Source organism: Rhodococcus sp. F64268 (assembly GCF_023015605.1).
GTDB lineage: Bacteria > Actinomycetota > Actinomycetes > Mycobacteriales > Mycobacteriaceae > Rhodococcus.
Map to the genome: position 1 here is coordinate 121,647 of NZ_JALKAI010000002.1, position 26,339 is coordinate 147,985.

The 26,339-nt window shown below is 65.3% G+C and carries 28 protein-coding genes; 20 read left to right on the forward strand and 8 right to left on the reverse strand.

The genetic code is table 11. The annotated features are described in order from the left end of the window. Positions 1–23: 23 nt before the first annotated feature. Positions 24–1,058 carry a DUF2804 domain-containing protein gene (locus MWU77_RS05005; RefSeq protein WP_247273093.1) on the forward strand — a complete coding sequence of 345 codons (1,035 nt, stop codon included), beginning with the start codon at positions 24–26 and terminating at the stop codon, positions 1,056–1,058. 2 nt (positions 1,059–1,060) lie between these two features. On the opposite strand, the gene MWU77_RS05010 is transcribed toward MWU77_RS05005, so the two are convergent. Next, on the reverse strand, positions 1,061–2,155 hold the full coding sequence (locus MWU77_RS05010; protein ID WP_169690070.1) for a UDP-N-acetylmuramate dehydrogenase: 1,095 nt from the start codon (positions 2,153–2,155) through the stop codon (positions 1,061–1,063). A gap of 23 nt (positions 2,156–2,178) precedes the next feature. Here MWU77_RS05010 and MWU77_RS05015 point away from each other — a divergent pair, with 23 nt between their 5' ends. The 3 genes from MWU77_RS05015 (at position 2,179) to MWU77_RS05025 (ending at position 4,064) form a co-directional block, all read left to right on the forward strand. Further along, on the forward strand, positions 2,179–2,688 hold the full coding sequence (locus MWU77_RS05015) for a DUF2505 domain-containing protein (RefSeq protein ID WP_247273094.1): 510 nt from the start codon (positions 2,179–2,181) through the stop codon (positions 2,686–2,688). A gap of 76 nt (positions 2,689–2,764) precedes the next feature. Further along, entirely contained in the window at positions 2,765–3,265 is a 501-nt protein-coding gene (locus tag MWU77_RS05020) for a DUF2505 domain-containing protein (RefSeq protein ID WP_169690072.1), read from the forward strand. A gap of 19 nt (positions 3,266–3,284) precedes the next feature. Next, positions 3,285–4,064 carry a class I SAM-dependent methyltransferase gene (locus tag MWU77_RS05025; protein WP_169690133.1) on the forward strand — a complete coding sequence of 260 codons (780 nt, stop codon included), beginning with the start codon at positions 3,285–3,287 and terminating at the stop codon, positions 4,062–4,064. A 13-nt stretch (positions 4,065–4,077) separates the two neighbouring features. On the opposite strand, the gene MWU77_RS05030 is transcribed toward MWU77_RS05025, so the two are convergent. Continuing rightward, positions 4,078–4,695: a type IV toxin-antitoxin system AbiEi family antitoxin gene (locus tag MWU77_RS05030; protein WP_169690073.1), complete on the reverse strand. Its 618-nt coding sequence runs from the start codon at positions 4,693–4,695 to the stop codon at positions 4,078–4,080. A gap of 103 nt (positions 4,696–4,798) precedes the next feature. Here MWU77_RS05030 and MWU77_RS05035 point away from each other — a divergent pair, with 103 nt between their 5' ends. From MWU77_RS05035 to MWU77_RS05100, 14 genes are all read left to right on the forward strand, one after another. Continuing rightward, a complete protein-coding gene (locus MWU77_RS05035) occupies positions 4,799–5,548 on the forward strand; it encodes a DUF2993 domain-containing protein (RefSeq protein WP_169690074.1) in 750 nt (249 codons plus the stop codon). A 120-nt stretch (positions 5,549–5,668) separates the two neighbouring features. Then, positions 5,669–6,748, forward strand: coding sequence for a phosphotransferase family protein (locus MWU77_RS05040; RefSeq protein ID WP_169690075.1), 1,080 nt, complete (start codon positions 5,669–5,671; stop codon positions 6,746–6,748). A gap of 149 nt (positions 6,749–6,897) precedes the next feature. Further along, the gene (locus MWU77_RS05045) at positions 6,898–8,499 is read left to right on the forward strand and encodes an AMP-binding protein (RefSeq protein WP_374229811.1); all 1,602 of its coding nucleotides are present in this window, start codon (positions 6,898–6,900) and stop codon (positions 8,497–8,499) included. Further along, the gene (locus MWU77_RS05050) at positions 8,492–8,719 is read left to right on the forward strand and encodes a ferredoxin (RefSeq protein WP_169690076.1); all 228 of its coding nucleotides are present in this window, start codon (positions 8,492–8,494) and stop codon (positions 8,717–8,719) included. Before MWU77_RS05045 ends, MWU77_RS05050 begins: the two co-directional genes overlap by 8 nt. Continuing rightward, entirely contained in the window at positions 8,712–9,944 is a 1,233-nt protein-coding gene (locus tag MWU77_RS05055) for a CaiB/BaiF CoA-transferase family protein (RefSeq protein WP_169690077.1), read from the forward strand. The genes MWU77_RS05050 and MWU77_RS05055 overlap by 8 nt, the downstream gene beginning before the upstream one ends. Further along, entirely contained in the window at positions 9,941–10,375 is a 435-nt protein-coding gene (locus MWU77_RS05060; protein ID WP_247273095.1) for a Zn-ribbon domain-containing OB-fold protein, read from the forward strand. The genes MWU77_RS05055 and MWU77_RS05060 overlap by 4 nt, the downstream gene beginning before the upstream one ends. Continuing rightward, positions 10,372–11,568: a thiolase family protein gene (locus tag MWU77_RS05065; RefSeq protein WP_247273096.1), complete on the forward strand. Its 1,197-nt coding sequence runs from the start codon at positions 10,372–10,374 to the stop codon at positions 11,566–11,568. The genes MWU77_RS05060 and MWU77_RS05065 overlap by 4 nt, the downstream gene beginning before the upstream one ends. A gap of 83 nt (positions 11,569–11,651) precedes the next feature. After that, positions 11,652–13,121: an aldehyde dehydrogenase family protein gene (locus tag MWU77_RS05070; protein ID WP_169690079.1), complete on the forward strand. Its 1,470-nt coding sequence runs from the start codon at positions 11,652–11,654 to the stop codon at positions 13,119–13,121. After that, entirely contained in the window at positions 13,118–14,341 is a 1,224-nt protein-coding gene (locus tag MWU77_RS05075) for an amidohydrolase family protein (RefSeq protein WP_247273097.1), read from the forward strand. The genes MWU77_RS05070 and MWU77_RS05075 overlap by 4 nt, the downstream gene beginning before the upstream one ends. A gap of 40 nt (positions 14,342–14,381) precedes the next feature. Continuing rightward, entirely contained in the window at positions 14,382–15,167 is a 786-nt protein-coding gene (locus MWU77_RS05080; protein ID WP_169690081.1) for an SDR family NAD(P)-dependent oxidoreductase, read from the forward strand. Then, positions 15,164–16,420: a cytochrome P450 gene (locus tag MWU77_RS05085; protein WP_247273098.1), complete on the forward strand. Its 1,257-nt coding sequence runs from the start codon at positions 15,164–15,166 to the stop codon at positions 16,418–16,420. Before MWU77_RS05080 ends, MWU77_RS05085 begins: the two co-directional genes overlap by 4 nt. A gap of 7 nt (positions 16,421–16,427) precedes the next feature. Continuing rightward, positions 16,428–16,862 carry a nitroreductase family deazaflavin-dependent oxidoreductase gene (locus tag MWU77_RS05090; RefSeq protein WP_169690083.1) on the forward strand — a complete coding sequence of 145 codons (435 nt, stop codon included), beginning with the start codon at positions 16,428–16,430 and terminating at the stop codon, positions 16,860–16,862. A gap of 21 nt (positions 16,863–16,883) precedes the next feature. Continuing rightward, positions 16,884–17,525, forward strand: a complete 642-nt coding sequence (locus MWU77_RS05095; protein WP_247273099.1) for a TetR/AcrR family transcriptional regulator — start codon at positions 16,884–16,886, stop codon at positions 17,523–17,525. A gap of 186 nt (positions 17,526–17,711) precedes the next feature. Beyond that, positions 17,712–19,286 carry an ABC transporter substrate-binding protein gene (locus tag MWU77_RS05100; RefSeq protein ID WP_169690085.1) on the forward strand — a complete coding sequence of 525 codons (1,575 nt, stop codon included), beginning with the start codon at positions 17,712–17,714 and terminating at the stop codon, positions 19,284–19,286. Positions 19,287–19,295: 9 nt separating this feature from the next. Here MWU77_RS05100 and deoC read toward each other — a convergent pair whose 3' ends face one another. Both deoC and MWU77_RS05110 read right to left on the reverse strand, forming a co-directional pair. Next, on the reverse strand, positions 19,296–19,961 hold the full coding sequence (gene deoC / locus MWU77_RS05105; protein WP_247273100.1) for a deoxyribose-phosphate aldolase: 666 nt from the start codon (positions 19,959–19,961) through the stop codon (positions 19,296–19,298). Between the two features lie 108 nt (positions 19,962–20,069). Beyond that, positions 20,070–20,942: a TetR/AcrR family transcriptional regulator gene (locus MWU77_RS05110; RefSeq protein WP_247273101.1), complete on the reverse strand. Its 873-nt coding sequence runs from the start codon at positions 20,940–20,942 to the stop codon at positions 20,070–20,072. A gap of 163 nt (positions 20,943–21,105) precedes the next feature. Between MWU77_RS05110 and MWU77_RS05115 the strand changes: the two genes are divergently transcribed. Both MWU77_RS05115 and purU read left to right on the forward strand, forming a co-directional pair. After that, positions 21,106–21,984 (forward strand): class I SAM-dependent methyltransferase, encoded by an 879-nt coding sequence (locus MWU77_RS05115; protein WP_169690087.1) that lies wholly within the window; start codon positions 21,106–21,108, stop codon positions 21,982–21,984. Beyond that, positions 21,981–22,868: a formyltetrahydrofolate deformylase gene (gene purU / locus MWU77_RS05120; RefSeq protein WP_247273102.1), complete on the forward strand. Its 888-nt coding sequence runs from the start codon at positions 21,981–21,983 to the stop codon at positions 22,866–22,868. The genes MWU77_RS05115 and purU overlap by 4 nt, the downstream gene beginning before the upstream one ends. Before the next feature lie 16 nt (positions 22,869–22,884). Here purU and MWU77_RS05125 read toward each other — a convergent pair whose 3' ends face one another. The 4 genes from MWU77_RS05125 to MWU77_RS05140 form a co-directional block, all read right to left on the reverse strand. After that, positions 22,885–23,928, reverse strand: a complete 1,044-nt coding sequence (locus tag MWU77_RS05125) for an alpha/beta fold hydrolase (RefSeq protein ID WP_374229812.1) — start codon at positions 23,926–23,928, stop codon at positions 22,885–22,887. A gap of 83 nt (positions 23,929–24,011) precedes the next feature. After that, positions 24,012–24,956, reverse strand: coding sequence for a diiron oxygenase (locus MWU77_RS05130; RefSeq protein ID WP_169690089.1), 945 nt, complete (start codon positions 24,954–24,956; stop codon positions 24,012–24,014). A gap of 107 nt (positions 24,957–25,063) precedes the next feature. Beyond that, positions 25,064–25,354, reverse strand: coding sequence for a DUF2516 family protein (locus MWU77_RS05135; RefSeq protein WP_169690090.1), 291 nt, complete (start codon positions 25,352–25,354; stop codon positions 25,064–25,066). Positions 25,355–25,442: 88 nt separating this feature from the next. Next, positions 25,443–26,339: a heparin-binding hemagglutinin gene (locus tag MWU77_RS05140; RefSeq protein WP_169690091.1), complete on the reverse strand. Its 897-nt coding sequence runs from the start codon at positions 26,337–26,339 to the stop codon at positions 25,443–25,445.

Consider the following 26,339-nt stretch of genomic DNA (forward strand, 5'->3'; position numbering starts at 1 on the left):
TCGCGGCAGTAGTCTCGCGAGGTATGCAGCAACAACGCCTGTCGCCCGGTCCCCTGCTCGACGAGAACGGCATCCTCGCAGAAGCAGGCTGGGCCACGAGCGAAGTCCGTGCGTACGAGCGACGACGTGTCGCAGCCTCGAAGCTGCGGATCAAGGAATGGGACTACTACTGCGTCCTGTCCGATGGTGACGCGGGCCCATACGGCATCGCGCTGACCGTCGCCGACAACGGATACGTCGGTCTGCTCGGTATCAGCTGGCTCGATCTGGCGGGCCGCACGGAGGTGACCGAGAACAAGCTCGTCCCGTTTCCCCTCGGACGCATGGGTATGCCGGGCAGCGCCGATACCGGAGACGTCGTGATCCACCGCGGCGCGATGCGGATCGAGTACCGGAACGAGGGGCAGGCGCGGCGCCTGATCGTCGATCATCCGGGCTTCGACGGTGGCCGCGGTCTGTCCGGTGAGCTGCTGCTGTCACAGCCCCCGATGGACCGGATGGCGATCGCCACCCCGTTCCCGCGCGCACCGAAGGCGTTCTACTACAACCAGAAGATCAATTGTCTGCCTGCGTGGGGCTCGATCAGGGTCGACCACGTGACCCACGAGTTCGACGCTACGAGCGCATTCGGGGTTTTCGACTGGGGTCGTGGGGTGTGGACCTACGACAACACCTGGTATTGGGGTTCGGCATCCGGGGTGGCCGATGCCGCGCCGTTCGGCTTCAACATCGGCTACGGCTTCGGCGACACCACAGCGGCGTCCGAGAACATGGTGTTCCACGACGGAGTCGCCCACAAGCTCGACCGCGTGCATTTCCATCGCCCCGCCGACACCTACGACGGCGCACCGTGGCGGTTCACGAGCAGCGACAACCGCTTCGAGATGGAATTCGATCCCATCCTCGACCGCGCCGCAGACGTCAACGCCGTCGCCATCCGCTCGACACAGCACCAGGTGTTCGGCCGCTACACCGGATTCGTACTACTCGACGACGGCACCCGCATCGAGGTCGAGAACCTCCTCGGCTTCGCCGAAGAGGTCCGCAACCGCTGGTGAGGTCAGAGCACGCAGTTGACGGTCACGGGTTCGGGGTGCAGCCGCACGCCGAACACATCCTCGACACCGTCGCGCACCTCGCGGGCGAGGGCCACGAGATCCGCGGTGGTCGCCGATCCTCGATTGGTCAACGCCAGCGTGTGCTTCGTCGACAAGCGCGCGGCCGCCTCGCTCCCCGGGAAGCCCTTGACGAACCCGGCACGTTCGATGAGCCACCCCGCCGACAGTTTCGTTCCCCCCACCGCGTCGTACCGCGGAATTCGGACGTCCGTGCCGACGTGCTCGGTGATTGCCGCGAGCACCCCCGGCAACCGGTCGTCGGGGACGATCGGATTGGTGAAGAACGAACCTGCGCTCCAGGTGTCGTGGTCGTCGGGATCGAGCACCATGCCCTTGCCTCGACGCAGCGCGAGCACCTGGTCACGTACCTGTGCGGCGGGAAGTCGGTCCCCTTCGCCGGCGCCGAGCGACGCCGCCAGTTCGCGGTAACCGAGCGGAGCGCTGGATCCGTCGGAGCGCACCGCGAGTTCGACTTCGAGGACGAGCGCCTCATCGGAATGTTTGAGGATGCTCGTGCGGTATCCGAGCCCGAGAGCCTCCGGACCGACCCACTCGGCGTCGCCGCTGCACCGGTCCAGGAGTCGCACGCGCCGCAGCACGGACCCGACCTCGACGCCGTACGCCCCGACGTTCTGCACGGGGGTCGCGCCGGCGGAGCCCGGGATGCCGGACAAGCATTCGAGGCCGCCGAGTCCGGCCGCGACGGTGCATGCCACGACTTCGTCCCATACCGCTCCCGCCTCGGCGCGGACCGTTCCGCTCCCGAGGTCGACACGTGGGTTCGAGATCTTGACGACCACGCCGTCGAATCCGCCGTCACCGATCACCAGATTCGACCCGCCCGCGAGAACGAGGACCGGGATCTTCTCTGCGTCGAGACAACGCATCACGTCGATCAACGTGTCGGTCGACGTGCAGTCGACGAGGTAGCGGGCGGGCCCGCCGAGCCGCAGTGTCGTCAGCGTCGACAATGGCACGGATTCGGTGACTGCAGCTCCCGCGTCGACGAGCCGGGCCCTGGTACGTGGATCAAGCACCTGCAAACGGTAGCGTGCCGGACATGGGCAGCCCTATCGACCACTCGACGCACTACTCGTTTCCGCCTGCAGCCGTGCATGCGGCATTCGTCGACCCGGAGTACTGGGACAGCCGCCTCGCGGAGGCCGGCGGTCCTGGCGCGGCTGTCGAGAACGCAACGACCGGTGACGGCACGATCGAACTCGACCTCCATCAGGCCATCCCCGCGGAACATCTCCCCGCGGTGGTGACGAACATCCGTCCGGGCGATCTCGTCATCCGACGCCATGAAGCGTGGGGCCGTCTCGAGGGTGATCGGGCGCAGGGCCGATTCTCCGCCGGTGTCGAGGGGATGCCCGGCAAGGTCGAGGGAACCCTCACGCTCATGCCCGACGATGACGGGTCCATAGTCCTGATCGAGGGAACCGTCGAGGTGAAGATCCCGTTCCTCGGGTCCAAGATCGAGGGCATGATCGTCGACGAACTGGTCGGATTGTTCGAGGCAGAGAAAGCCTTCACCGCCGACTGGCTCGGTCGCGCGCAGTCGTCCTGACCGAGGGCTCGATCGACCGGCCTGCGGCCCGCGGACGATTTTCCGGACCGCGCGCAGGCCGGTACGCTGGCCTGCCGTGGCACGCCATAGCGACTACTCTGCCCGCTTTCCGTATTCCCCGGAGCGGGTCTATTCGGCGCTGTCCGACCCCGATCATTGGGAAGCCCGCATGTCGGAGATGCGGAAGTACTCGGAGAACCACGTGGAGGAGTTCACCGTCACCGACAGCGGTATCGACCTCGTCCTACACCACGTGATACCCCGGTCGGAACTGCCGGAGATCGCGCAGACGGTCATCAAGAAGGACATGATCATCACCCGCTCGGAGTCGTACGGCCCGTTCGCTGGCACGGCCACAGGTCGCTACGAGGCGTCGATCCCTGCGGGCCCGGGAAGCCTCTCCGGCACCATGACGCTGTTCGAGAGCGCGCCCGGGTGCACGCTGCGGACCTCGTCGACCGCGAAGGTCGACCTGCCGTTCATCGGCGGCAAACTCGAAGAGATGATCCTGCACAATCTCGTCGAAGTGTTCCGCACCGAGGCGGCGATCACCGCCGACTGGCTCGCACGGCAGTAGGACGGTGCGGTCACGGAACATAGCGGTCGGACGGTCCCCTGAAGGCGTCGTCACCCGCGGTACCACGGGGATCAATCGCTTGCGGCGCAGCGATCGCTGGACGGTGCACGAGCCCGCTACGACACGCATGCTGACGCAGACTCCGAACCCACTGGCCGTCGACCTCGGCTACGGAGCGATGCCGGTGACCACGCTCGAATGGGCTGCGCGTCTGCGCACGGTACGTTCCGACCTGCGCGTGGTCGGCCTCGAAATCGATCCCGAACGTGTCGTTCCGGGACGGAACGGGGTGGAGTTCGCTCGCGGTGGCTTCGAACTTGCGGGCCTGCGGCCGACGCTGGTCCGTGCATTCAACGTTCTTCGCCAGTATCCGGAAGAGGCGGTGGCCCCGGCGTGGGAGCGACTGCGCGCGGGACTGGCACCGGGCGGGTTGATCATCGACGGGACATGCGACGAGTTGGGTCGCCGCTGCGCGTGGGTGCTGCTCGACGAGCACGGCCCACGGACCCTGACCCTGGCGTGGAGCCCGTTCCACATCGACTGTCCGTCGGACCTCGCAGAGCGACTCCCCAAAGCGCTGATCCACCACAATGTGCCGGGTGAGCCGATCCATGAACTGCTCACGGCGGCGGACCGCGCGTGGGCGACCTCCGCACCGCACTCGGCGTTCGGTCCCCGCCTTCGGTGGCGCGCGACGTTGGATCTGCTCCGAAATCAGGGATTCGAGGTGCAGGAGCAGCGACGCCGGGTGCGCGACTGCATTCTCACCGTGCCGTGGAGCACGGTGGCGCCGCACTGAACCGAGATACCGGTCAGTCCGCCGAGAGCAACGCCAGCTCGATGCGATCGGCGACGGCGGTCGGCTGGCCGGCAACGGCAGCATGCAGATCATCTGCGTCTGCCCGGCCGAGAGTGATCGCGTCTCCGACCAGTTCGTCGAGAACTTCCTGCGACACACCACCGGCGGCGAGATCCACGGCGGTGCGGGCGGGCGTGGTGACCCGGAAACACCCCACCAGTTCGACGTCGGCAGCCGCGAGTTCGCGATGGTGCAAGGCCAGTCGATTGCTCGGCACCGTTCGCTGGTCAACCGTCGACAGGTGCAGGAATCGGGGCTGCAGGTGTCCCATTCCGTGGAGATCTGCAGCGCTCTGATGCGAGACCACTGCGGCGCCCTCGTACCAGGCGCACCATTGCGCGAACTCGTCGAACTTGGTCGGCGTGCTGTCGCCGAGGCGGAAAAGTTCGCCCTCCACCCGCAGCCACTGCCCGGAATCGACCCGCGCGGAGAACTGTTCTGTCATGATGCCGTGCCCCACGGCTTGGCGGGCGGTGAAGAAGCCGGCCTGCGTCACCGCGAGGCGCCGAAGCAGCTCATCTGCATCCGCCCGCCCGGATGCGCCGTACTCTGAATCCGTCCACCCAGTCATGGCGCCCACAGTACCCAACGAATGTGTCGAAGCTCACATTATTCACACAGTTGGTACGTGTGTGCTCATGGGAATTTCAGGCTCGTCGGGAACAATCGGCCCCATGACGCAACCGAAGCGCAGCCGCCTCGCCTTGATCGCCGTCATCGTCATCGCCGCGCTTGTCGCGGTCCTGGTGGGCGCCGAGGTCTACGTGCGCAATCGCGCAACGACATGCCTCGCCCAATCCTTCGAGAGCGAACTCGGCACCGGTGTCGACGTCGACCTGAGCTGGAAACCGGTACTCCTGCAACTACTCGATCGCCAGGTGCCGTCGGTGAGATTCGACAGCGACGACACCGCGTTCGGCCCCGCGCAGCAGATGCAGGTGCACGCCGAGGTTCAGGACGTCGATCTGCGCGATTCCGCTGAGGGCGCAGGGACGATCGGCAGCTCCCGCGCCGAGATCGACTGGCCTACGAGCGGGATTCTCGCGACGGTGCAGAGCCAGTCGGTGGGCGCACTCGTCACCGACGTCACCGCCGACGAGTCGGCGGGCACGTTGACCTTCACGGTCGGCGGGCAGGGGCTCGCCGAGTTCACCGCGCGGCCGGTGGTCAGCAATGGAACGGTCGCGGTGGAGACCACCGATGCGTCGCTCTTCGGGATCGGCCTGCCGACGGCACTCGTCGACGGCGTGGTCGAGATCCTCACTTCCGGGCTGCAGCAGTACCCGTTGGGCATGCAGGCCACCGAGGTGAACGTCTCCGATTCCGGCGTGCAGCTGGCGCTCGAGGGCGGGCACTTCGTGATGCCGGAGGCGCCGGAGGGTCAGCAGCCCGAGCAGCAGGGAAGCTGCGGCCTGCTCGCCTGACACCCCCTGGAGCAGGGTTTTCAAAAAAGAGTGTGACTCTCGCCATAAGAAGTACTACATTCTTGCCATGGCGAAATCACATTCTACTTTTTCCAGGCTGTTTGGACCGAGGTGCGCCTCATGACCGTCGCGGTTCCGGACACCCTCGATGAGGCACTGTCGCCCCAATGGCTCACATCGGCACTCCAGCCCCGATTCCCGGGCATCGAGGTCACATCGGCAACTCTCGGACCGATAGTCGACCGGGTCTCCACCAACGCCCGTTTCACCATCGAGTGCACAGGCGGGATACCCGAGGGCCTGTCCCCCGACCTCTGCGTCAAGGGCTATTTCAACGAGGAAGGGCGAACGACCCGCGCCGCCGGCGAACCGGAGGCCTGCTTCTACCGCGACCTCCGCGACCACATCGGAGCGCGCACCCTGCGAAGCCACTACGCGGACTTCGATCCGGACACCCGCCATGGCGTCGTGATCACCGAGGACATCATCAGCCAGAACAGCATCTTCCTCGATGCCGCCAGCAGCTACACCGCCGACCAGGTGGCGGAAAGCCTCGGAGAGTTCGCCAAATTGCACGCCGCCACGTGGGGCAAGCCGAAATGGGGACACCAGCAGTGGCTGGCACCGCGACTCACCGGTGCGATCCGAGCAATGGGCACCGAGGAGATCACCGCGCGGATCGACCGGAACTTCCACGGACCGAACGGCATACGGGTTCCCGACGAGCTGAAGGATGCACCCCGACTACTCTCCGCCTACCTGGGCCTGGTCGACGCCCTCGCATCCGAATACGAGACCTCCGACTGGTGCGTGATCCACGGGGACGCACACGTCGGCAACATCTACCTCGACGGGCAGAGTCGTCCGAGCCTCGTCGACTGGCAGCTCGTCCAACGCGGCATGTGGTACATGGACGTCGGCACCCACATCGCGACCGCCTTGCCCCCGGAGGAACGACGCCGCACCGAGGACGACCTTCTCGCACACTATCTCGATTGCCTTGCCGCCCAAGGTATCGAGCCGCCATCGTTCGACTCCGGCCGACGCGCACTTCGACGAGGAATGGTGCGCGGCCTCTACCTCTGGGGCATCACCGTCAAGGTGGAGCCCCGACTGATCGAGATCCTGCTGCACCGCCTGAGCACCGCAGTTGCCGACCACGACGCCCTCTCGCCCGAGTTGTTCTCGACCCCCTGCTGACATTCCGGTCCGGTATTGAATCCGGACGCGAATCATGGCAGGCTGGACGAGAATCACGTTCTACCTCGACATGCATCTATTGCGCACCAGCGGCAACAGCCCCCTCTACGCCGCGCGCTGATATCGACTGTGCATCTGCGAAAGGTGTTGTGAAAACGTTGGTTACGAATCGACTGAGCTCGATTGTCCGCGAAGTCCCCCCATCCCTGCGCAGCTACTACGAAGAACAAGGGTGGTGGACCGGCGAAACGCTCGGCGAAATACTCGCAGACGGACTGAACAAGCACCCCGACATGGGATTTCACGTGCATTCCGCGGTTCGCCCGTACGAGGGAACCTTCGCCGAAGTCGAAGTTGTCGCACGCAGACTCGCCGCGGGCCTGAAGGCCCGCGGGATCGGCCCCGGTGATGTCATTGCAATGCAATTGCCGAACTGGATGGAAGCAGCCGCGACCTTCTGGGCATCCGCCCTGCTCGGCGCGGTGACGGTTCCGATCGTCCACTTCTACGGTCCGAAGGAACTCGGCTTCATTCTCGAGGACTCCGAGCCGCAGGTGTTCATCACGGCGGCACAGTTCGGGCGCATGACATACACGCCGGAAACCAGCGCACATGTGCCGATCGTCGGCGTGGTAGGGCATGATTTCGACGATCTGCTCGCCGAAGTGCCGTTGCACGGCGTCCTGGAGGTGGACGCCGCCGCCCCCGCACTCGTCGCATATACGTCGGGAACGACACGAAACCCCAAGGGCGTCATCCACACTCATCAGACGCTCATCTGCGAGACGCGGCAACTGATGTCGAACTACGAACCCGGCCGAGGGCGCCAGCTCACCGCCCTGCCGGTCGGGCATTTCATCGGGATGCTGGGCGCGGTTCTGTTCCCCGTGCTCGACGCGATTCCCGCCGACATGTGCGACGAGTGGAACCCCACCCGAGTCATCTCACTCATGGACTCCGAAGGCGTAGCAATCGGTGGTGGCCCACCGTATTTCGTCACCAGCCTGCTCGACCATCCCGACTTCACGCCGGACCATCTACGCTTCTTCGGCCCGATCGGGCTGGGTGGATCCACCGTACCCGCGTCCGTCCCACGCCGCCTGACCGATCTCGGTCTCGTCGTCACCCGCTCGTACGGGAGCACCGAGCACCCCTCGATCACCGGATCCGCCACCACCGCACCGGAAGACAAGCGTCTTCTCACGGATGGTTGCCCACGGCCGGGTGTCGAGATCCGCCTGACCGAGGACGGCGAGATCGTCAGCCGCGGCCCAGATCTGTGCCTCGGATACACCGACGAGTCCCTTACCGCACGCGCATTCGACGACGAAGGGTGGTATCACACCGGAGACGTCGGAACTCTCGACGACGACGGTTACCTGACCATCACCGACCGCATGTCCGATCTCATCATTCGCGGTGGTGAGAACATCGGCGCAGCAGCGGTCGAGGACACACTGCTCACCATGGCATCGGTCGTCGAGGCCGTCGTCGTCGCCGCACCGGACGCGCGTCTCGGCGAGCGTGTGGCAGCGGTCCTGCGACTCGGAGAGGGACAGTCGATGCCCACACTCGACGAGGTCAAGGAGCATTTCGCGGCCGCGGGTGTCGCACGTCAGAAGTGGCCGGAAGAACTGCACCGGGTGGACGACTTCCCGCGCACCGCGTCGGGAAAGGTTCAGAAGAACCGAATTCGGAAGCTCGTCGCAGAGGCTGCACTACAAGATGTACCGGAGACGACACATGCCTGAAGAACAGTACGTCGTCGAACTCGATCGTGAGATCTGTATGGGATCGGGGGTCTGCGTCTCGTATGCCGCAGACATCTTCGCCATGGGCAGCGATGCTGCTGCCGAGGTGACGAACCCGATCGTGACGGATGTATCGGATGTCGAGGTCGCCGCGTCCGGCTGCCCCACCGGCGCCATCACCGTCACGCGCCGAACCCTGGAAGCGGAGAGCAATGATTGAGCAGGAAGCGAATACCGCGCCGCGTGCTTTCGACGGAGTCCGCGTCGTCGAGCTCGCGCAATGGGTGTTCGTACCCGTTGCTGCGGCGCTGCTCGCCGACTGGGGCGCCGATGTCGTCCGCATCGAGCCGCCCGACGGCGATCCGTACCGCGGCCTCGCGACCCAGGGCATCGGCGCCGACCGTGGCGGCCCCAACCTCTCGATGGCACTGGCCAACCGCGGTAAACGCTCGATCGCCCTCGATGTCCGGACCGACGAGGGCATCACTGTGCTGCACGAACTCCTCTCTTCGGCGGACGTGTTCATCACCAGCCTCCGGCCGGGCGCACTCGAACGCCTCGGACTGGACGCCGAGACCCTTCGTCAGCGCTATCCGCGCCTGATCTACGCGCGCGGACACGGGTTCGGTGCCCGCGGCGCCGATTCCGACAAGCCCGGATACGACAGCTCCGCATTCTGGGCACGCGGCGGGGTCGGCCACACACTCACTCCCACCGAACGCGACTACCCCATCAGCCAGCGCGGCGCGATGGGCGACCGCAACGGCGCGATGGCTCTGGCATTCGGAATCTCGACGGCGCTGCACGAACGGGAGAAGACCGGCGCGGGCACCGTCGTCGATGTGTCGCTACTCGCCACCGCTATGTGGATGCTGTCGTCGGACCTGCTCGTCGCACTCAACGGCGGCGAGGTGACCTCAGTGACGGGCCGTGGGCCGCAGGTCAATCCGCTCACGGGGACGTACCGGACCCGCGACCTTCGGCACATCCAGCTGATGTTCCTGCAGGGGGATCGCTATTGGCCGGCGTTCGCTCGGCTCATCGGACGCGACGACCTCATCGACGATCCCCGGTTCGTGGATATGACCGCTCGCCGGCAGAACAGTGCGGCGTGCGTCGAGGAACTGGACGGAATCTTCGCGAAATACACGTTGGACGAGTGGAAACAGATCCTCGGCGATCTCGACGCGCCCTGGGCACCGGTGCAGTCGGTGCACGATGTGATCGACGATCCGCAGGTCGCGGCCAACGGTTACGTCGGCGAGGTCCGGCTCGATGACGGGCACAGCTACCGGTTGCCCGCGGTGCCGGTGCAATTGGGTCAGGAGCCTCCCGCCCTGCGACGGGCACCCGAACACGGTGAGCACACCGAGGCCGTGCTGCTCGAACTCGGCTACGACTGGGAACGGATCGGGTCGCTCGCAGAGAAAGGTGTGATCCCGTGAGGGCACACGAAGCGAAGACACACCGCCCCCTGCCGGTGCCCGACTCGACCTCGGCTCCGTACTGGACTGCCGCAGCGGAACACCGACTCGAGTTGGCACGCTGCGGGCAGTGCCGCAACTTCGCCCACCCGCCCGACAGTGTGTGCCCGAACTGCGGATCCACCGACCCCGGTTTCGAATTCGCTCCGGTGAGCGGGCGCGGCACCGTGCGGTCCTGGACGACAGTGCGGCAATCCTTTCTGCCCGGGTTCGACGAGCTCCTTCCGTTCGTGCTGGTCGACGTCGAACTCACCGAGCAGCCGGAACTCCGCTTGATCGGCCGGTTGCTCGACGGACCCGACGTCGAACTCCGGATCGGGACACCGGTCGTCGCAGCGTTCGAGCAGCTGACCTCCGAGGTATCGGTGCCGGCCTTCGAGCTCGCGTCATGAACGGCTTCGCTCGCAACAAGGTCGCGATCGTCGGCTACGCGCAGAGCGACATTCGACGCACTGCCGGTCGCACACTCGGCGCCCTGACCGTGGACGTGGCCCGCGCAGCCGTCGCAGATGCCGGACTCGAGCTTGCACAGATCGACGGCTATGTCAGTTCGAGCCTGATGCCGAGTGCGAGCGGTCGTGTCTCAGAGGACGGTGTCAACACGGTGTCGTCCGCGTGGCTGGCGGGGCGCCTCGGCGGCACCCCGCGCTATGTCGCGGGGTTCGACGGGATCGGCCAGCTGACCGGCTCGGTGTCGATGGCCGTCAACGCAATTGCCAGCGGTGCCGCCGACTACGTCATCGTGCACCGCGCGCTGCACAATCCCACGGGCAGCTATCACGGCAATCCGATGCAGGAGGTCCACGGTCCACAACAGTGGACAGCGCCCCAGGGTTTCTTCGGGCCGCTGGCCATGATCGCCCTGCCGTACAACGAGTATCTGCAGCGGTACGGTGCCGAACCGGAATCCATGGCGGCCGTGGTCACCGAGGCCAGGAAGAACGGGGCGCGGATCCCGTGGTCGTACTGGTACAACCGTCCACTGGACCGTGAGGACTACCTTTCTGCGCCGGCACTGTTCGACCCGGTGTGCAGGTACGACTGCGATATCCCGGTCGACGGTGCCGCCGCGTTCGTGCTCACGAGCGCCGAACGCGCACAGGATCTCCCCCACCCGCCGGTGTACATCGCCGGATATGCGAACGGAATACCGTCGCGACGACGCCTCCCACTCCACTGGCCGCTGGACGACATCCTCGGCGCAGGAACCGAGTTGGTACGTCGACTCGAGGAATCCTCGGGGATCGGCATGAGTGAGATCGATCTGCCCCAGGTCTACGACGGTTTCTCCCCGTTCGTATGGTTCTGGCTCGAATCCCTGGGCCTGTGCCCACCGGGCGAAGCCCACCAATTCGTCGAGGAAGGCGGTATCGACAGCGATCGCCGCGGTGCGATCCCGGCACTGTCCGGAGGCGGCGCCCTCGGAAACGGCCGCATGCACGGTGTTCCTCAGATGCTCGAGTGCTATCTCCAGCTCTCGGGGCGCGCAGGCACTCGGACGTTGGGCAACATGACGACCGCTGTCGCCTGCCATTCCTCGCCGCACTACGGCGGTGCCGTGGTGTATTCCGCCGAACGCTTCTGACACACATTCTTAAGCAAAACGAAATCATGCTGTTGTCCTAGCAAGAACTATGTTCTACTACTAGCAGGGAAAAGGGGGACAACTTGAGCATCCTCACCGAACGTCGTACCTACGTGGCCGGCGAATGGGTCACCGGCGACCGCGTCATCACAGTGGAGAATCCGGCCGACGAAACCCACGTCGCCGACGTCAGCGAGACACCCGTTGCCGAAGTCGAACGCGCCGTCCTCGCCGCCCGGACCGCCTTCGACGACGGAGTGTGGGCGCAGCGCACACCTCACGACCGGGCCCAGGTACTCCACAGGCTGATCGACCACCTCGAGGCGAACCACGAATCGATGGTCGACACCCTCGTCGCCGAGGCAGGACAACCCGCGCGGTTCGCCGACGAAACCCAGTGCCGCACAGGCGTATCGATCGCACGTCAGACGATCGACCTCTACCTGTCGATGCGACACGAGGAGGCAACCCCGGTCCCGGTCGACGACCTGACGCGGGGGCGGGTCGCGCTCAGCATCCTCCGACACGAACCGGTCGGGGTCGTCACCGCGATCACTCCGTACAACGCAGCACTCATCATGGCCCTGCAGAAGCTGATTCCCGCACTCATGGCGGGCAACTCGGTGATCCTGCGACCCAGTCCGCTCACCCCACTCTCGTCCCTGATCTTCGGGCACGCCGCCGACGCCGCAGGCCTGCCACCCGGCGTACTGAGTGTGGTGGCCGAGGAAGGCACCGAGGGCGCGCAACTGCTGACGACCCATCCCGCAGTCGACATGGTTTCGTTCACCGGATCCACTGTGGCCGGACGCAACATCATCGCGCAGGCCGCCCCGACCGTGAAACGCCTGTCGCTCGAACTCGGCGGTAAATCCGCGCAGATCTATCTGCCCGACGCCCTCGCACGTGTCGGCATCGGCGCAATGGGGGTAGTGGCCCGCACCGCAGGACAGGCCTGTGTCGCGGCGACACGCATGCTCGTCCCGCAGGAACACAAGGAGGAAGTTCTCGAACGAGTTGCCGCCGCGTACAATTCGATCAAGGTGGGGTCGCCCACCGACCCGACTGCATTGATGGGTCCGGTGATCAGTGCCGCACAGCGAGCCAAGTGCGAGCGATTCGTGCAACTCGCCGAGGAGCAAGGAGCCAAGGTCCGGACCGGCGGCAAACGCCCGGAAGGTCTCGATCGGGGTTACTACTTCGAGCCGACCGTCCTCGATCTGCCGAACAATGCCAACCCTGCGGCGCAGGAGGAGATCTTCGGACCCGTCCTCGGGGTCATCGGCTACCGAGACATCGACGACGCGGTGCGGATCGCCAACGACAGCGTCTATGGGCTGTCCGGCCAGGTGTACGGCGCCGACACCGCTACCGCAGTCTCGGTTGCCCGCCGGATCCGCGCGGGCGCCGTCAACGTCAACACCACCGTATTCAGCGCGCTCGCACCCAGCGGGGGCTACAAGCAGAGCGGACTCGGACGCGAACGTGGCCCCGAGGGCATCCGCGAATTCCAGGAAGTCAAGCACATGTCGATTGGAGAGCTCGCACAATGACCACATCGAACGGCACCCCGAACCTCGACCTGGACTGGCTCGTCTCGGTCGACGACCACATCCTCGAACCGCCCAACCTGTGGGTCGATCGCGTGCCGAAGAAGGACCACGATCGTGCGCCCCACATGATCAAGGACGACAAGACCGGGATGGATGTCTGGGTCTACGACGGCAAGAAGTTCCCGAGCAGCGGCCTGAGCGCGGTCGCGGGCAAGTCCAAGGAAGAGTTCAGCCCCGAACCCCTCAACTACGACGAGATGCGACCCGGTTGCTACGACCCGCTCGCCCGTGTGGAGGACATGAACAAGGCCGGCATCCTCGCGTCGCTGTCGTTCCCGACGGTCACCCGCTTCTGCGGTCAGATGTTCATGGAGGCCAGCGACCGCGAGTTCGGATTCACCTGCCTGCAGGCCTACAACGACTGGCACCTCGAGGAGTGGGCCGGCGCGGCTCCGGGCCGCTTCATTCCGTTGATCCTCATCCCGCTGTGGGATCCCGCCCTCGCGGCGAAGGAGATGGAACGCTGCGCCGCCAAGGGCGCCACGACGTTCGCCTTCTCCGAGAACCCCGAACCGCTGGGTCTGCCCACCATTCACGACAAGGACCGCTACTGGGATCCCGTCATGGCTGCCGCCAACGATCTCGACATGGTGGTCTCGATGCACGTCGGCTCGTCCTCCACGGTGCCGCGGGTCTCGAAGGATTCGCCGTTCCTGGCCAATCTGGCATGGGGCGCGACACGGACTTCGGGAGCAATGCTGACGTGGCTGTTCAGCAGCATGTTCCAGCGCTACCCCAACCTCAAGATCGCGTTGTCCGAAGGTGAGATCGGCTGGGTGCCGTACTTCCTCGAACGTGCCGAGCAGGTACTCGACAAGCAGCGGTACTGGATCCAGCGCGGTGCGCAGTGGAGCGACCACGGCAACAACGACCTGGATCTGGACAACCTCGATGTTCGGGAAGTATTCCGGAAGCACATCTTCGGTTGCTTCATCGAGGATCATCACGGAATCGCCAGCATCGACGAAATCGGCGAGGACAACATCATGTGCGAGACCGACTACCCGCACTCCGATTCGACGTGGCCCAACTGCATCTCGGTGGTCAAGAAGCAGATCGAGCATCTGACGCCCGAACAGCAGTACAAGATTCTGCGTGGCAATGCCGAGCGGCTGTACCGATTCACTCCGGCGCAGCCCCCGGTCCTGGCCGGAGTCTGACCTTGCTCCGCCCGAACAAGGAACCGAACAGGAATATGCCATGAATCGATTGCTCGAAGGCAAATCCGCCATCGTGACGGGAGCGGGCTCGGGAGTGGGCCGCGCGACCGCCTTGCGCCTCGCCGAAGAGGGCGCACGGGTCGTGTGCGCCGACATCGATGTGGATGAGGCGAAAGAAACCGTCCGTCTCGTCGAGGCCGACGGCGGCGCCGCAACGGCGGTCGGGGCGGATGTGTCCGACGAAGACCAGGTCGTAGCGATGGTGCGGGCAGCGGTCGAGCAGTACGGCCGACTCGACATCCTCGTCAACAATGTCGGGATCCCCACTCCACGACTGGGCGCAACCTTCGAGGAACACACCCGCGAAGACTTCCAGCGCCTGGTCGGGGTGAATCTGGGTGGCGTCTTCTTCGGGAGCAAGCATGCCGTCCTGCAGTTCAAGAAGCAGGGTTCGGGCGGTGCGATCGTCAACACCGGGTCGGTGGCCGGCCTCGTCGCGTGGGGCGGTTCGGTGTACGGCGCAACCAAAGGCGCCGTACACCAGTTGACGCGCGCGGTGGCGATCGAGGGAGCGCCCCACGGTATCCGGGTCAACGCCATTGCCCCCGCAGGGATGCCGCTGACCGGGTTCATGACAGCGGGCGGGCTCGACCCCGAAGTCAACGCTCGACCCGAGGTCACCGACCGCATCGCCACCCAACACCCCCTCGGCCGATTCATCACTGCTGAGGATTGCGCGGAGGCGATCCTGTACCTGGCCTCCGACATGGCGAAGAACGTCACCGGCGTCGTCCTGCCGGTGGATGGAGGGTATGTCGCACGATGAAGACCACATCGCTCGACCGAGACCGGGTACGCGAGTTGTTCGACCTGCAGGGGTCGTACAACGAGGCCACCGGCGGGAAGTTCTCCGAGGATCCGTATCCGATCTGGAACCGGCTCCGCGGAGAGAAGCCGGTCCACCGGGGTACTGTCCACGAGCTCACCGGGATCTCGGAATCACTGATGTTCCAGGGGCTCCCGTACCCCGATCGCGAGCACTTCTCGGTGTTCAGTTTCGAGGCCTGCAATGAGGCCTTCCGGAATCCGAAGGTCTTCGCGTCGTCTCCCGAGGCCGTGGACATCGACCCCGAGTCGGGTTCGCTCGTCCACAACAGCATGTTGTCGATGGGCGGAGTGCAACACCGGCAGTACCGCAGTCTGGTCCAGCCGTCGTTCCTTCCGTCGAACGCACAGTGGTGGATCCAGAACTGGATCGAGGAAGCGGTCCACCTCTTGATCGACGGGTTCGTCGACGACGGGCATGCCGAATTGAACGTCGACTTCTGCGCTGCCATACCGATTCTCACCATCACCGGAAGCTTCGGTGTGCCGATCGAGCAGGCACTCGACATTCGTGAAGCCTTGACCCGCGACAAGCAGAAGATCATCGACATCCTCGCTCCGATCGTCGCAGCACGGCGGGAGGTACCGCAGGACGACCTGATCAGTGTTCTGGTGCAGGCCGAGCGGGCCGACGAACCCGGTGCCACACAGCGTCTTTCGGACGAGGAGATCTACACCTTCTCGCTGTTGCTGCTCGCCGCGGGATCGGGCACCACCTGGAAGCAGATGGGGACCACCATCACCGCGCTGCTTCAGCGTCCGGACGTGCTCGCTGCGGTACGCGAGGACCGGTCCCTGTTGCGCGCGGCGATCGAGGAGACTCTGCGGTGGATGCCGACCGATCCGATGTTCTCGCGGTGGGTCACCGAGGACATCGACTTCTACGGTCAGGACATTCCGAAGGGTTCGGTCGTTCACCTGTGCGTCGCCGCCGCGAACCGTGATCCGGAGCGGTGGGAACGACCCGACGAGTACGACATCACCCGGACCACGAAGTCGACGCTCGCATTCGGCCAGGGCGCCCACATCTGCCTGGGCATGCACGTGGCCCGCGGGGAGATGACCGTGGGCATCAACGCCTTGCTCGACAGGCTCCCCGGACTACGGCTCGATCCGGCGGCCGAGCCCCCGAGACTTGTCGGGATGTACGAGCGCGGAGCCACCGCGATTCCTGTCCTCTTCGATACGAAATGAGGTGACCATGGCAGAGACCGAGTACACGCAGACGGATATCAGTCTCCGGGGTGACGAGCATATCCGCGTCTATCGCGAAAGCGGTGGAAAGCAGGGGTACATCTGGAACGGTGTGCCGACGCTACTGCTCACTGTGACCGGACGGCGTTCGGGAATGCGGAGGACGTCCGCACTGATCTTCGCCAGGGATGGCGACGACTATCTCGTCGTCGCCTCGAAGGGCGGCGCACCGCAGCACCCGCTGTGGTACGTGAACCTTCAGGCCGATCCGCACGCGGAGGTACAGGTCCTGGACAGGACGCTGTCGGTGGTGGCGCGAACCGCCACCGACGAGGAGAAGCCCCGGCTCTGGAAGATCGTCACGGACGCGTGGCCGAACTACGACCTGTACCAGTCCCGAACCGACCGCGACATCCCGGTCGTCGTCCTGTCACCGACGTGACGACGTCTAGAATCAGAGACCATGTCCCGAGCTGAGGAACGAGCGGTCGAACGATCCGTGGCCGTCCAGCGGTCACGTTCGCGCGTCGAGAATCAGATCCGTGCGATCCTCGACGCGGCGCACCGCCTGGTCGAGGCGAAGGGGGACGCGTTCACGACCCAGGAACTCGCGAAGGAAGCGGGGGTGGCCCTCCAGACCTTCTATCGCTATTTCGCGAGCAAGGACGAGTTGCTCCTCGCTGTCATCAGCGACGGGCTCAGCGACGCATGTCGACAGATGACCGTCGCCGCCGACGATCTCACCGACCCATTGCAGCGACTGCGCTTCTTCATCACCGCTTCGCTGGGGGGCCGGTCGAGGGACCCGGAACGCTATACGCTGGCCCAGTTCATCGTGGCCACCCATTGGCGGTTGCATCGTGTCTTCCCGAGGGAACTCGCCGAGGCCGACCGCCCCCTGGTCGACCTCATCCACACCGAGATCCGGGCGGCCGCGGACGCCGGCCTGGTGACGTCCACCGACACCGAACAGGACGCATGGTTCATCGTCGAGCTCACTCGCTCGGTGTACCACCACTACGCGTATGCGGCGGGCACCGTCGCTGAGGTCCAAGAGCAGCTGTGGCAATTCTGCCTCCGCGCGCTCGGTGGTCCGCTGCGCTGACCTTCGCTCCTCATCGGATCCGACAGGGCCGACGCCCAGTCGTATTCGAGGCCGTCCCGGCCGTAGATCTTTCCGCTCGATTCGTCTCGTCGCGCGCACTCACAGCCGGCATCCGAGTCGTCACGAGAACCATCGAGCATCGCTCGTCGAAATCTCCCAACCCACAACCTGATCGAGAGGTCGTCGATGATCCGCCGTAGACGAATACGGAAGTTACCGGCCGCACTACTGTCCCTCACGTTGTTCACGTTCGTCGCCGCGTGTGGCAGTGGCGACGCCTCCGACGGGGGCGCCACCGGCAACGACGGAGAACCCGTCGCCGGCGGCTCCGCCACGATCCTGGAGATCGCGGAACCACCGACGCTCGACCCCGCCAAGCTGTCGAACACCTGGGCTCATATGGCCCCCTTGGGAAATGCCCTCTACGGCACCTTGATGGTCAACAGCACCGAAGACTTCGAAATCGAATACAAGATGGCCACCGACTTCGCCACCACCGACGGCGGAACCACTTTCGATCTGAAGCTGCGGCCCGGTCTGACCTTCACCGACGGCACCCCTCTCGATGCTGCGGCGGTGAAGTACAACTGGGATCGCCTGAAGGAACCGGCAACCGGTTCCACTGCGATCCGGGTCGCCAGTCAGATCGCGAACACCGACCCGATCGATGCCGAGACCCTCCGCGTCACTCTGGTGGCGCCGAACCTCCAATTTGCACAGGGCATCGCTGCGACGTCGTTGAACTGGATCGCTTCTCCCACCGCGCTGGAGAAGGGCGCAACAGCATTCGACGATGCTCCGGCCGGGGCAGGACCGTTCAAGGTTGTGCGCTGGACACGCCAGGGCGAGATCGAGATGGAGAAGAACCCGGACTACTGGGACGCGCCCAAACCGTACCTCGACACATTGACGATTCGCACCGCCCACGAAGCCACTCAGCGTATGAACGCAATGACCACCGGTGCAGCAGATCTCGCATCCGAGTCCAGTGCCAACAACATCATTGCTGCCGAGGCGCAGGGGTTGAACACCGAGGTGGTTCCGACCGGCGGTGGTCAGATCATCGCAATGAACCATCGTCGAGCTCCGTTCGACGACATCCGTGCCCGGCAGGCCGTACAGCTCGCACTGGACACCGACAATCTGAATCTCATCGTCTACAACGGTGAGGGTGTCGTGCCGGAAACCCTGTTCGCAGAGGAATCGCCGTACTATCAGGACCTTCCCTTCCCCGAGACGAACTCCGAGGAAGCGCAGAAACTGTTCGACGAACTGGCCGCCGAGGGCAAGCCCGTGTCGTTCACGTTCATGTCGTATCCGGCCAGTGAGAGCAAGACGCTTGCCGAGGCCGTCCAAGCCCAGCTCAGCGCCTACGACAATGTCGATGTGAAGGTCGAGATCCACGATATCACCAACGCCCACGCGCGCACCGCGGCACGCGACTTCGACATGTCGATCACGTCGGCGATCGTCCAGGATCCCGACTACGGACTGTGGTCGGCCTTCCATTCCACGTCGCCCGGCAACTTCATGGGCGTCAGCGACCCGGAGCTCGACGAGGCACTCGACCGCGGGCGCGAGTCCGCATCACAGGACGAACGTGTCGCGGCCTACAACACGGTCGAGGAGCGTCTCGCGGATCTCTCGGTCGGTGTCTTCTACACGAAGGCGACACCGGGCGTCATCTACGGCGAAGATGTCCACGGTGTGGAGCTCTATACTCTGGGTTCGCCTCTGGTGGAGGAGATCTGGATCAACTGAGTCGACAGGTCAATCCGGGAGCCCGTCGAGCACCGCGCGGCTACCGGACAGACCCAGCCGAGTGGCTCCGGCTTCGAGCATCCGCACCGCGGCCTCCGCGGTGCGGATGCCGCCGCTCGCCTTGACCCCGAGCCTCCCACCGACCGTTTCCGCCATGAGCTGCACCGCGTGCTCCGATGCTCCCCCGGCGGGATGGAAGCCGGTGGAGGTCTTGACGAAGTTCGCACCGGCTTTCTCCGCCGCTCGGCATACCTCGACGATCGCTTCGTCGGAGAGCACAGCCGACTCGATGATCACCTTGAGCACCGGATCGAATCCGGTCGCCTCGCGGACGGTGAGGATGTCGGCGAGCACAGCGTTGTAATCGCCTGCGACCGCGGCTCCGACGTCGATGACCATGTCCACCTCGCGGGCACCCTGCTCGACGGCGAGGCGCGCTTCGGCGCCCTTGATGAGTGAATGGTGCTTACCCGACGGGAAGCCCACCACCGTTGCGACAACCACGCCGTCCGCACGCACCGGCAGCATCGACGGTGAGATACATACCGCGTACACACCGAGATCCCGGGCTTCGTCGACGAGGGCCTGCACGTCCGCCGTGGACGCTTCGGGCTTGAGAAGGGTGTGGTCGATCATCGAGGCGACCTGTGAGCGGGAGAACGTGATATCCGGCATGCTGTCAGCTTTCCACACGTCGGAATCGTGTGCCGCAGTCGGCGACGCCGGGATATATCGTCCGATATCCCTGCCCGTTCGACGAGTTCAGCGAACGTTCCAGAGTGTCTACCCCTCCGGCCCCTGCCCTTCCGGTGACGCTCCGAGCGCTCGGAGAATGAACGGGAGCGTGCGGGCCACCGCCTCGTCCGGTCGACCCCCGGCGATCAAGACCGAGCGTTGCGTCTCCAGGCAGGCCATGACAAGCCGGCCCGTATCGGTCGGATCCGACTCCTCGAACACTCCGTGGTCCATGCCGTCGCGCAGGAGTGCTTCGACAAGTTCGACCAATGGTGCGATATGGGTGACGAACTGTTCACGATCCTTCGGGGACAGCGCCGACGCCACCGACTCTCCGACACCGCGTTGCAGCGAGAACTCGATCAGTACGAGCTTGATCAGCACCTGCAGCCGGTCGAGGGGGTCTGCCCGGTCTTCCAGTTCTCGCTGTGCCAGGGCGATGAAGCGCGTCATCTCCCGCTCGGACCATGACATGAGCAGCGCGGTCTTGTCGGGAAAGTAGTTGTACACCGCAGTCCGCGCGACGCCCGCCTTCTCGGCGATCGTCTGCAATTTGACGCCTTCCCAGCCATTCTCGTGGAACTCGACCGCGAACGCATCGAGCATTGCCTCCCTGGTCGCGGCTTTGTGCTCCGCCACTGTGGCACCACCGGTCAGTTTCGGCATGGCAATACCCTCACACTCACTTGTCGTCGGCAGATCGAACAGATCGGCCACCACCCGATAGTCACCTTGCCACGCAGCAACATGGTCGAGTACCAGCACCGATGACAGGCGGGCCAGTGATTCGGCGACCGTGTCGACCTCGGCGACACCGAGTTGCGTGCGTCGGGCGAGGCGCTCCAGTTCGGCGGTGATGGTCCGCCGCACTTCGTGCTGCACGAGGTGGACGATTCCCGACGGGGTAACCAGCAGATCCACCGGCTCCTCCTTTGTGATGACGTGTCGTCACATAAATCTCGCAGCACGGACCTCACACAGCCGCATTGTTGTGACGAATTGTCGTCAAAAACACACTCCTCGGCCCCGCTCGCGGACGGTGCGACAGGCCGGCGAGCGTCGCCGAGGCCGGTAGATTGACGAAATGAGCGACAATCCGGCAGAGACGGCCCGCACATTCGACGACGCGAGCCTCACCTTCGACCTTCTCACCGACACGGTATGGGGCCCGACCGGAAACGCACTGTCCTTCCAACTCGGACTCGGTCCCGGCGCCACAGTGCTGGACGCATGCTGCGGTGCGGGTGCGTCAGCACTCCCCATCGCGGCAGCAGTCGGCCCGACGGGCCGCGTGCACGGCGTCGACATCTCCTCCGACCTACTCGAAAAGGCCCGGTTGCTCGCCGAGGCACGAGCATTGCAGAACATCGACTTCGTGTGTGCGGACGTGACGACCTGGGAGGCGCCGTCCAACATCCCCACCGACGGGTACGACGCCCTCGCGATCTCCTACGGCGTGTTCTTCCTTCCGGACATGCACCGGGCGTTCGCACGCCTCGCCGGTCTCGTGCGACACGGCGGCCGGGTGGGTGTGACGGTGTGGCGCGAGGGGGCACTGGAGGACTACTCACGAGTCGTGTTCGATGTCGCATCGCGCTTCAATCCCGACCTCACCGAACGCGGATCACTGCGTGCGAGGACGCCCCTCCACGAGATCGACACTCCCCACACGCTCGAAGCGTGGCTCGCTGACGCAGGCACCCACTCCGTGGACGTGCGAGTCCTGTCGAACCTGTTGCCCGCCACCGACGAACTCTGCTGGAACCTCGTCACCGGCACCGGTTACCGGGCAGCGCTGAACGGTCTTCACGACGACGAGGTCGCGGCGGTCCGGCGCGGCATCGCCGACGAGGTGACCGCGCGCGGTATCCACACCATCGACTTCACCACGCTCGTAGGCACCGCCACCGTACGACGTCCCCCGACAGCCGCTTCCAGGCACCTGAGACAATCGCGAGCATGACTCGTTCCACCTCGACCGACGACCGCCGTTACGTGTTGACCCTGGGCTGCCCCGACAGCACCGGGATCGTCGCAAAGATCTCCACCTTCCTCGCGGAGGTCGGAGGGTCGATCGTCGAGGCTGCCTACCACGCAGATCAGGACAGCGGCTGGTTCTTCACCCGTCAGGCTGTGCGGGCCTCGTCCATCCCGTTCGGCATCGACGAACTGCGGGAGAAGTTCGCCGTGGTGGCGGACGGAATCGGCCCGGAGACCGAATGGACGCTGTCCGACACCGGACAGCGCAAGCGCGTGGTGCTGCTCGTCAGCAAGGAAGCGCACTGCCTGCACGATCTGCTCGGACGGGTCGCAGCCGGTGAGCTCCAGGCCGAGGTGTGCGCGGTCGTCGGCAACCACCGAGACCTCGAGAAGGTCGCGCGCCGCCACGGCATCGACTACCACTACGTCTCGTTCCCGTCCGACCCCGCCGAGCGCGGTCCTGCGTTCGAGCAGGTTCGCAAGATCGTCGACTCGCACGATCCGCACGCTGTCGTCCTCGCTCGGTTCATGCAGGTCCTGCCTGCAGACCTGTGCGAGCATTGGGCCGGACGCGCCATCAACATCCACCACAGCTTCCTGCCGTCCTTCGTGGGCGCCCGGCCGTACCATCAGGCCTTCACCCGCGGCGTGAAGCTCATCGGCGCGACGTGCCACTACGTGACGGCGGAACTCGACGCGGGCCCGATCATCGAACAGGACGTCATTCGGGTGAGCCACCACGACAGCGTCGGAGACATGGTTCGGCAGGGACGCGACGTGGAAAAGCTCGTCCTCTCCCGCGGCCTGCGATGGCACCTCGAAGATCGGGTGCTCGTGCACGGCCGGAAGACCGTGATCTTCAACTGAAGATTCGTCGTCCGGTCTAGGAGACCACGGCTCCGGCGCGCTCGACGAGGTGCAGCACTTCATCGTCGAACGCGTCGATGGCTTCGACGGAACTCATGTGGCCGATGCCGTCCAGCACGACCAGGCGCTCGAGATTTCCGGCCTCCTCCAGGCCGGCCGCGAGCCGTCGCGCATGCACCGGAGGTGTGAGCCGGTCGGCGGTGCCGACGAGTACCGTCGTGGGAACGTTCAGATTCTCCAGGCCTTCGTGGATATCGAGGGTGCTCAGGGCGAAGCCCCAGCCGCCTCGCGTGCGCGGAGGGCACCCGAGCACGATCTTCTCGCAGAAGTCGACCTCTGCCGCACTCGCCGACGGTGAGAGTGCCACGTATTTGAGGGCTCGAGTCGTGAACTTCGACTCCACCAGCGGCAGCTGTGCACCCAGCAGCGGGCGTGCCACCCTCACCGGCACCCGCGGGAACCGTTCGGGGAGCGCGATCAGAGTGGCGTGCGCGACGAGGTTGTCCATCCCGGTACTGGCCAGAAGCACACCCGCGGCCTTCTCCGAGACCTGCTCGGGGAACCGCTCGGCCCACGCGATGATGCTCATTCCGCCCATGCTGTGCCCGGCAAGCACCGCTTTGCGGCCGGCCGGGACCACCGCGTCGAGGACCGCAGCGAGATCGTCGGCCAGGACGTCCGGTCCGAGTGGGCGTGTGCCTGCCTCACTCGAGCCGTGTCCGCGCTGGTCGTAGACGACAACTCGGTATCGGTCGGCGAATGCGTTGATCTGCGGGGCCCAGTACATTCCGCTGCACGTCCACCCGTGACTGAACACCAGCGGTTGTGCGCCCGGATCGCCGTAGGCGAGCACGTGGAGCAGCGCACCGTCGTCCGTCCGGACCTCGATCTGCTCGGCTTCCATACTCGGGGTGGAGAGCAGTGCGTGGGGAGCGACATCCGTTGTCCGCACCACGGTGGAGCGGGAGCGACGCGCGGCGACGACGCCCGCCACGACACCGGCGAGCGCACTCGCGCCTGCCGCAAGCAGCATTGTCTGACGACGGGTGGGCTTGTTCACGTATGTTCTCCTGCGTGCGCGTCCGGGTGGTCCCGGTGATCGATTGTCGGTGTGGTCGGGTCAGCGTCGGGTGGGCACACGGATCACAGCACGTGCGCCTTGCGAAGCAGGTGCGCCGACGGACCGCCGATCAGGCCCACCGAGTCGAGGAACTCGACCGTGCGTCGCGTCCCCTGCCGCAGTTTGTCGTGGTAGTGCGTGTTTGCGCGTGCGGCGGCCTTCGCCTCGGCGATGTCCAGGCCTGCCGCCGCGTATACCTGGTCGTTGATCAGGTTCGTCACGATCAAGTAGCCCGATACGCCCAGATGCATGCGGACGTACGCGCGCTGGGCTCGCGTGGCCGTGCGCATCCTGCGTTCGGTTTCCTCGCGCGCGTACCGAATGTGCCGCGATTCTTCGACGACGTGAATATGGCTGACCGTGCGGGTGAGTGGCTGCACCCGTTCGTCGCGCATGAAGTCGCGCTGCATCATGTCCAGGATTTCCTCGGCGAACAGCGTTGCACCGAATGCAAGCGCACCCGACGCGACGGCCTTGAAGCCCCGTCCGCTCACGCGGATCCACCGCTTCGGGCGGTAGGACGGCACACCTAGTCGCTGCGCCGAACGCGCGAACATGATGGAGTGACGGCACTCGTCGGCGATCTCGGTGAGACCGAACTGGACGTACGCGCTGGAAGGATCCTGCTGGTAGAGGTCTCGGATGAGCATCTGCATGAGGATCATCTCGAACCAGATGCCCGTTCCGGCGATACTCGCTGCTTCGTGCGTGGTGAGAACGATCCGTTGCTGCTCCGACATCCGCTCCCACAGGTCCGTGCCGTAGAGACTGGACCATTCGGGAGTCATCCCGTATTTGTCGCCCGGGATCGGAGCGTCCCAGTCGATCTCGAATGCGGGGTCGTACGACTTGCGTGCCGCTGAGTCGAGGAGTCGTTGTGCTGTGCCCTGCTTACCGTCGGTTGCGGACGACCCGCGTACCCGACCGGGCGCACTCTCGATCGACCCGTTGGTTCGAGTGATGGACATCGCGAACCACCTCGTCTCGAATAATATCCGTTACTCGAAGTGTCATTATCTGAATCACACTTGTCAAGAGGTAGGGTCGGACGATCGCCGATCGAGGCAGCCGGGCGCTACCAGCGCGGCTTCTGCACCTCTTCCACGCGCGGGCGGACATCGACCAGGTATACGCAGACCGCAACCACGGCGATGATGCCGAGCATCCCGACGGCCCCGAAGAGCAGCAGGACTATCAACGCGGCCACGAGAATTCCGAGCCATACGGGTTTGGTGAGCTTGTCAACCGCAGGAAACGCCTCGGCGGGTTGACGAACTGCATGGAACAAGGCGAAGCCGGCCCCTACAAGCGCGAGGACCTGTAGAGCGAGCATGATCAGACCGGCGAGGGAATCGACATTGGGCACAAGACCCAGTCTACGAGAATCGGCTCCCGCGCAACTTCGTGCGCGAGAGCCGATCCAGGTCGACCCGGTCCGGACCGAATTACTGCAGTCAGTTGCCGGTGGTCTTGCGAGGCGCAGCCGTCTTGGCGGGCGCCTTCGCCGCAGTCTTGGCCGGGGCCGTCTTGGCAGGTGCCGCCTTGGCCGGGGCCTTCTTCGCCGGCGCCTTCGCCGCGGTCTTGGCCGGGGCCGACTTCGCGGCAGGCTTCGTAGCCACCGTCTCCGGCTTCTCCACAGCCTCCGACTTCTCCAGCACCGCCTCCGCTGCCTCGTCCACATCGTCCTTGACGGACTCGACGCGCGTAGCCGCTCCGCCGCTCGCCTCCTCGGCCTGTTCGCCGAGCTCGAGGACGCGAAGGGCAGCGTCATCGCCCGCATCGGCGATCACGGTGCCGACCTCGGCGGCCGTGTCGGAGATGCGGTCCGCAGTGAGTCCTGCGAACTTCGCGGCCTGTTCGCCGACCACGCGCGTCTGCCGAGCGACGGTGCCCAGAGCTTCTTCGGTGAGATCGACGACGTCGCCGAAGGCGGCCTCGGCGCGACCGAGGCGCTCTTCGACGGCCGGCTGCTGACGCAGGCGTTCGATGGTCTCTTCGCCCCGCTCGGCGAATGCAGAGTAGAGGTCGGAAGCGACCTTGAGGTATGCCTCGGCGACCCTGCGCAGCTCCTCGCTGCTGAATCGTTCGCGGAGGTCGGCGATTTCCTCGGGAAGTTCCGAAGGCAGTTCGCTCAGCCGGGCCCGCAGCGACTCGATGGTCTCGGTCAGATCTGCCGGGACCGACGCGATGCGCTCGCGGGCCGTCTCGACGCGGCCGTTCACATCGGTCTGGGTGTTCTCGGCGCGCTCGCGCACCTGGGCCACGACATCGGCAACAGCCTGGACGACGGCGTCGCCGGCACCGACCGCTGCGTAGAGGGATGTACGGAGTGCAGCGTTGGGATCGGTCAT